Genomic DNA, 5566 nt, shown 5'->3' with positions numbered 1-5566 from the left:
GGCTGCCCGGCACGGTGACCGGCGCGGACCCGCCCACGCTGCCCGGCATGGCGGACGTGGACCGGCTGGTCGCCGACGTGTGGGCCACCGGCCTGTCCCCGGAGAGCCACCCGGCCCGGTTCATCCGGGACCGGCTCGACGCGCTGGGCGCGGTGCCGATCGCCCGGCTCGGTCAGGTGCCGCCCGGGCAGCGGATCCGGGTCGGCGGGATCGTCACCCACCGGCAGCGCCCGGCGACCGCCGGCGGGGTCACGTTCCTCAACCTGGAGGACGAGACCGGGATGCTCAATGTCACTTGCTCCCCCGGGTTGTGGCAGCGCTACCGTCGAATCGCCCGCACCAGCGGGGCACTTGTGGTGCGGGGCCGGTTGCAGCGGCACGAGGGCGTCACGAACCTCACCGCGGACCGGCTGGACGCGATCGAGCCGCCCGTCACGCCGGCGTCCCGGGATTTCCGGTGAGTGGAGTGATCCACATTACGGTTTCCGGGAGCGCGAGGCGGGAGACTCCCGGACACGGGTGGGCAGAGTGGCCCACCCGGGTATGGGGGATGAACCAGATGACCTTTCACAGCACGTACCCCGGTGGCGTGGCCAACGCCCGACGGACCCGTCTCGGCACCGGGTGGGCGCCCACCCACGAGGTCGAGCCGCGGGAATACCAGGTGACCGAGGGTCCGGTGGCCAACGCCCAGCGTTCCCGCGCCGAGGAGGACCCGGCCGGCGGCGGCGAGTCCTGACCCGGCGGCGGGGGGTGACCGGCCCTGATGGCCATGGTTAGGCTCGGCGACGTGGAGCAGACCCGAACCCTCACCCCCCGCACCGCCGTGATCTGGGCCGTGCTCCGGGCCGAACTGGACCGGCGGGCCGGCGAGCGGCTCTCGGTGCTCGACGTCGGCGGCGGGACCGGCGGCTTCGCCGTCCCGCTCGCCGAGGCCGGCCACCGGGTCACCGTGGTCGACGCCAGTCCCGACGCGCTCGCCGCGCTGACCCGCCGGGCCGCCGAGGCCGGGGTCGCCGACCGGGTACGCGCGCGGCAGGGCGACGCGGACGCGCTCGCCGGGGTGGTCGAGCCGGCCTCCGTGGACCTGGTGCTGTGCCACTCCGTCCTCGAGGTGGTCGACGACCCGGAGCCGGTGACCGCGGCGCTGGTCGCCGCACTCCGCCCGGGTGGAGCCGCGAGCGTGCTGGTCGCCGGACGGGCCGCGGCCGTGTTCGGCCGGGCGATGAACGGGCAACTGGACAGTGCCGCCGCGCTCGCCGCCGACCCGCAGGGCACCGCCGGCGGTCGGGACACCCTGCGCCGCCGCTACGACGCCGACGGCGTGGCCGCGCTGCTCACCGCCGCCGGGCTCGTCGTCGAGGAGATCCACGGCGTACGCGTCCTCGCCGACCTGCTGCCGGCCGCCGTGGCGGACGGTCAACCGGCCGCCCTGGTGGAGCTGGAGCGGTCCCTGGCCGGCCGGTCGCCGTACCGGGACCTCGCCGCCCAGCTGCACGTCTTCGCCCGCCGCCCGGCATGACCGGCCCCCTGGACCGGGTGGCGCCCCGCTACGGCGGTGGCAGCCTGGCCGACGTGCTGCCCAGCGCGCTCGCGCTGCTCGGCGTGCCCGGCGCGGTGGACCTGCTCGACCTGACACCCCGGCTCGCCGGGGTACGCCGTATCGCCGTGCTGCTGGTCGACGGGCTCGGCTGGCACCAGATCCCCACCGCCGCGCCGTACGCGCCCACCCTGGCCGGGCTGGCCGCCACCACCGGCGTGCCGCTCACCTCCGGTTTCCCCTCCACCACCCCGACCAGCCTGGTCAGCCTCGGCACCGGCACCCCGTCCGGCGCGCACGGTGTGCTCGGCTTCACCGTCCGGGTGCCCGGCACGGACCGGGTGCTCACCCACATCGACTGGGCCGGCGACCCCGATCCGACGCGTTGGCAACCGGTCCCCACCTGGTACGAGCGGGCCCGGGCCGCCGGGGTGGCGGTCACCGTGGTCAGCCGCCCCGAGTTCGCCGGCAGCGGTCTCACCCTGGCCGCGAACCGGGGTGGCGACTACCGGGGCGCAGCCGGCATCGACGCGCTCGCCGCGCGGATGTCGACCGCGCTGGCCGCCGGCGCCGGGCCCACCCTGGTCTCCGGCTACCACCCCGACCTGGACGGGCAAGGCCACCTGAGCGGCGTCGACTCCGCGCCCTGGCGGACGGCGGCGGCGGAGGTGGACGCGTTGCTGGCCCGCCTGGTGGACGGGTTGCCGCCGGACGCCGCGCTGCTGGTCACCGCCGACCACGGCCAACTCGACATCCCCGCCCGGCACCGGATCGACCTGGACACCGATCCGCGGCTGTGGGCCGGGGTGCGGGTGGTCGCCGGTGAGCCCCGGGTTCGCTACCTGCACGTCGAGCCCGGTGCCGAGGCCGACGTGGTGGCCACCTGGACCGGGGTGCTGGGCGGGGCGGCCGACGTGCTGACCCGGGCGGAAGCGGTGGCGACCGGCTGGTTCGGGCCGGTGCCCGAGGAGCACCTGGCCCGGATCGGTGACGTCGTGGTGGTCTGTCGGGACACGTACGCGGTGGTCGCCACCCGCTCCGAGCCGCTGGTGGTGTCGCAGTTGGTGGCGTACCACGGCGCGGACACCGCCGCGGAGATGACCGTTCCGCTGCTGGTGGTCCGGGGCTGACCGGCGGTCCTGTCGGACCGGCGGGTTAGCCTGCGGGGCATGGGCCGCAGCCAGTCGTTGCCCCGGGGCGGGGATCCGCGCTTCGGGCCGGACGCCGACGACACCGGCTGCGTGATCCTGCACGTCGACATGGACGCGTTCTTCGCCTCGGTGGAGGTGCGCCGCAACCCGGAGCTGCGCGGCCGGCCGGTGGTGGTGGGCGGCGTCGGCCCGCGCGGGGTGGTCAGCTCGGCCAGCTACGAGGCCCGCCGCTACGGCGTCCGCAGCGCCATGCCCACCGCCCGGGCCCGGGCGCTCTGCCCGCACGCGGTCTACCTGCCGCCCGACTTCACCGCCTACTCGACCGCCTCCCGGGCCGTGATGCGGATCTTCCGCGACGTCACGCCGCTGGTCGAGCCGCTCTCGCTGGACGAGGCGTTCCTCGACGTCACCGGCGCCCGCCGGCTGTTCGGCCCGCCGGCCGCGATCGCCGGCCTGATCCGTCGTCGGGTCGCCGAGGAGCAGCACCTGACCTGTTCGGTCGGGGTGGCGTCGAGCAAGTTCGTGGCCAAGCTCGGCTCCACCCGGGCCAAGCCGGACGGGCTGCTCGTGGTGCCCGCCGCCCAGGTGTTGGAGTTCCTGCACCCGCTGCCGGTGTCGGCGCTGTGGGGCGTGGGGGAACGCTCCGCCGAGGCGCTGCGCCGGCTCGGCCTGCGCACCGTGCGCGACCTGGCCGAGGCGCCGGCCGGCCTGCTGCGTCGGGCGGTGGGTGAGGCGTCCGCCGCCCACCTGCACGAGCTGGCCTGGGGGCGAGACCCGCGCCGGGTCTCCCCGGAGCAGGTGGAGAAGTCGATAGGCGCCGAGGTCACGTTCGACACCGACGTCACCGACCCGGCCGAGATCCGGCGCTCCCTGCTCGCCCTCGCCGACAAGGCGGGTGCCCGGCTGCGCGCGGCCGGCCAGGTGGGCCGCACGGTGTCGTTGAAGGTCCGGTTCGCCGACTTCCGCACCATCAGCCGCTCCCGCACCCTCGCCGTGCCCACCGACACCGCGCGGGAGATGTTCGACACGGCCTGGGCGCTCTGGGGTGCGCTCGCCCCGGGTGAGCCGGTCCGGCTGGTCGGTGTCCGGATGGAAGGGCTCGCCGCCGCCGAGGAGACGCCGCAGCAGCTCACGCTGGGCGCTCCGGAGCGCGGCTGGCGGGAGGCGGAGGCGGCGGCCGACGCGGCGGCTGCCCGATTCGGGCGGTCCGTCATAGGTCCGGCCAGTCTTCTCGGCAGGCGCGATCCACGACGAGTCGAAAAACCGACCCGGCCGTAGGTCGTCCCGCTTTCCGACGCGCGAGGGCCCTCGTAGACTTGCGGGTAAGCAGCCGGTTGGCTGCCACGGTCTGTCGGCCCGACCGGGCCGACCAACGTGACCGGGGAGGAGTGCCGTGCCGCTCTCGGAGCACGAGCAGCGGCTGTTCGAGCAGATCGAGCGGTCGCTTGCCGAGGATCCCAAGTTCGCCTCGGCCGTGCGCGCCAGCGACCCGCGTTTCCACGCGCGGCGTCGCGTGCTCGTCGCTGCCGGCGTGGTCGTCGCTGGTCTGGCCCTGTTGATCTACGGTGCCGTGATCAAGATTCCCGCGGTGGCCGTGGCGGGTTTCGTCGTCATGCTGGCCTCGTTGATCTTCGCGGCGCAGTCGCACCGCAGATCCCAGTCACCCGACCTGCACGTGGTGGGTGGCACGACGAGCCGGCGTCGTCCCCGTGGCCGCAGCGCCGGTCGCCGGGGTTCCTTCCTCGACCGGATGGAGGACCGCTGGCGGCAGCGCCCGGAGGGCCACCGCTGATCCCGCCCCGCCCCTGATCTCGGGGGCGGGCCGTGGCGCCGACTCGTCGACCCGTCGGCGAGCGCGCTTCCTTCACCATGGCCGAGGTCGGGCCGTGCCGGGCCGGCCGTCGTGCCCGCACGCCCCACCGTGCCTGCCGCCGTGGCACCCCTGCCCGCCACGCCGGACTCTCCCGTGGCACCCGCGACTGTCGCGCCGGACTCTCTCGTGGCACACCCGCGACTGTCGCGTGTCGACCCGAACACCGCGCCGCGCCCCACTCGGCACACGCCACCGCGCGTCCCAACGGTGAGCGCGAGACAGACCTTCCAAACCCGAAGATCTTGGTACGGAGCCGCCCGTGGAGGGGCCGCCCCGTACCAAGATCTCGCAGCGTCGCGTCGGCGGTTGGCCCCCGCTGCGGTGACCAAGGAGTCTGCGTCGGGGAAACAGCCGGCAGCTGACGCAAACTCCTTGATCGACGGGGCGACCGGGGACGGGGTGGGCCGGGACGGAGGGGGCCGGGACGGAGTGGGCCGGCAGGGTGGGTCAGCGGGCGGGGCGGCCCGCCAGGAGGCGACGCGGGTTCCAGCGCAGCAACCGCTGCCGTGCCCGCCCGGTCGTGGTCACCAGCCGGGCCGACCGCTCGGCCACGGAGGTCCGCCACCGCGACAACACCGACGGTGGCAGCAACGCGGCCATCAGCCTCGTCCGCCGGTCCGCGCGGGCCGCGAGCGCGCCCCGGACGCTACGCAGCGCGGGGTGCAGCTCGGCGCCGCCGAGCGGGTTCCGGGCGTAGCGGGCCCGTTCCTCGGCCCGACCCAGCAGCCGTACCCCGGTCGCCGCGCCGGTGTCCTCGGCCAGCGCCTCCCGACTCAACCGCTCGGCGGTCGCCCGTGGGGTCTCCGTACGGTCCACCCGGACGTGGAAGTCGACGAGTGTGTCGAGCAGTTCGTCCCACGCGGCGTGCGCGTCGGCGCGGGCCGCGTCGGCGTCCACTTCGACCACCATCTCGCGCGGGCCGCCCCGTTGCCCGGGTACGGTCACCGCGGTCGCCGCCGGTGCGGCCGCCCGGACCCGAGATCGGAAGAGCGTCGTGTAGGG

At 75.6% G+C, this 5566-nt stretch carries 6 protein-coding genes; all 6 read left to right on the top strand.

Going from position 1 to position 5566, the window contains the following annotated elements; all coding sequences use genetic code 11:
• On the top strand, window positions 1-461 hold a 461-nt coding region (locus HUW36_RS24395; RefSeq protein WP_246248310.1), incomplete at its 5' end, for an OB-fold nucleic acid binding domain-containing protein.
• A gap of 98 nt (window positions 462-559) precedes the next feature.
• Window positions 560-739 (top strand): hypothetical protein, encoded by a 180-nt coding sequence (locus tag HUW36_RS24390; protein ID WP_091573261.1) that lies wholly within the window; start codon window positions 560-562, stop codon window positions 737-739.
• A gap of 33 nt (window positions 740-772) precedes the next feature.
• Window positions 773-1522, top strand: coding sequence for a methyltransferase domain-containing protein (locus tag HUW36_RS24385; protein ID WP_174530308.1), 750 nt, complete (start codon window positions 773-775; stop codon window positions 1520-1522).
• Window positions 1519-2670, top strand: coding sequence for an alkaline phosphatase family protein (locus tag HUW36_RS24380; protein WP_174530307.1), 1152 nt, complete (start codon window positions 1519-1521; stop codon window positions 2668-2670). Before HUW36_RS24385 ends, HUW36_RS24380 begins: the two co-directional genes overlap by 4 nt.
• Window positions 2671-2709: 39 nt before the next feature.
• Complete coding sequence (locus HUW36_RS24375) at window positions 2710-3969, top strand: DNA polymerase IV (RefSeq protein WP_174530306.1); 1260 nt, start codon at window positions 2710-2712, stop codon at window positions 3967-3969.
• Window positions 3970-4084: 115 nt separating this feature from the next.
• Window positions 4085-4483, top strand: a complete 399-nt coding sequence (locus tag HUW36_RS24370) for a DUF3040 domain-containing protein (RefSeq protein WP_091573265.1) — start codon at window positions 4085-4087, stop codon at window positions 4481-4483.
• Window positions 4484-5566 lie beyond the last annotated feature (1083 nt).

Origin of the sequence: Micromonospora maritima (assembly GCF_902825405.1) — a bacterium.
In the GTDB taxonomy this organism is placed as follows: Bacteria; Actinomycetota; Actinomycetes; order Mycobacteriales; family Micromonosporaceae; genus Micromonospora; species Micromonospora maritima.
The sequence above is the reverse complement of the archived record's forward strand: the minus strand, read 5'-3'. Positions and strand labels throughout refer to the sequence as shown.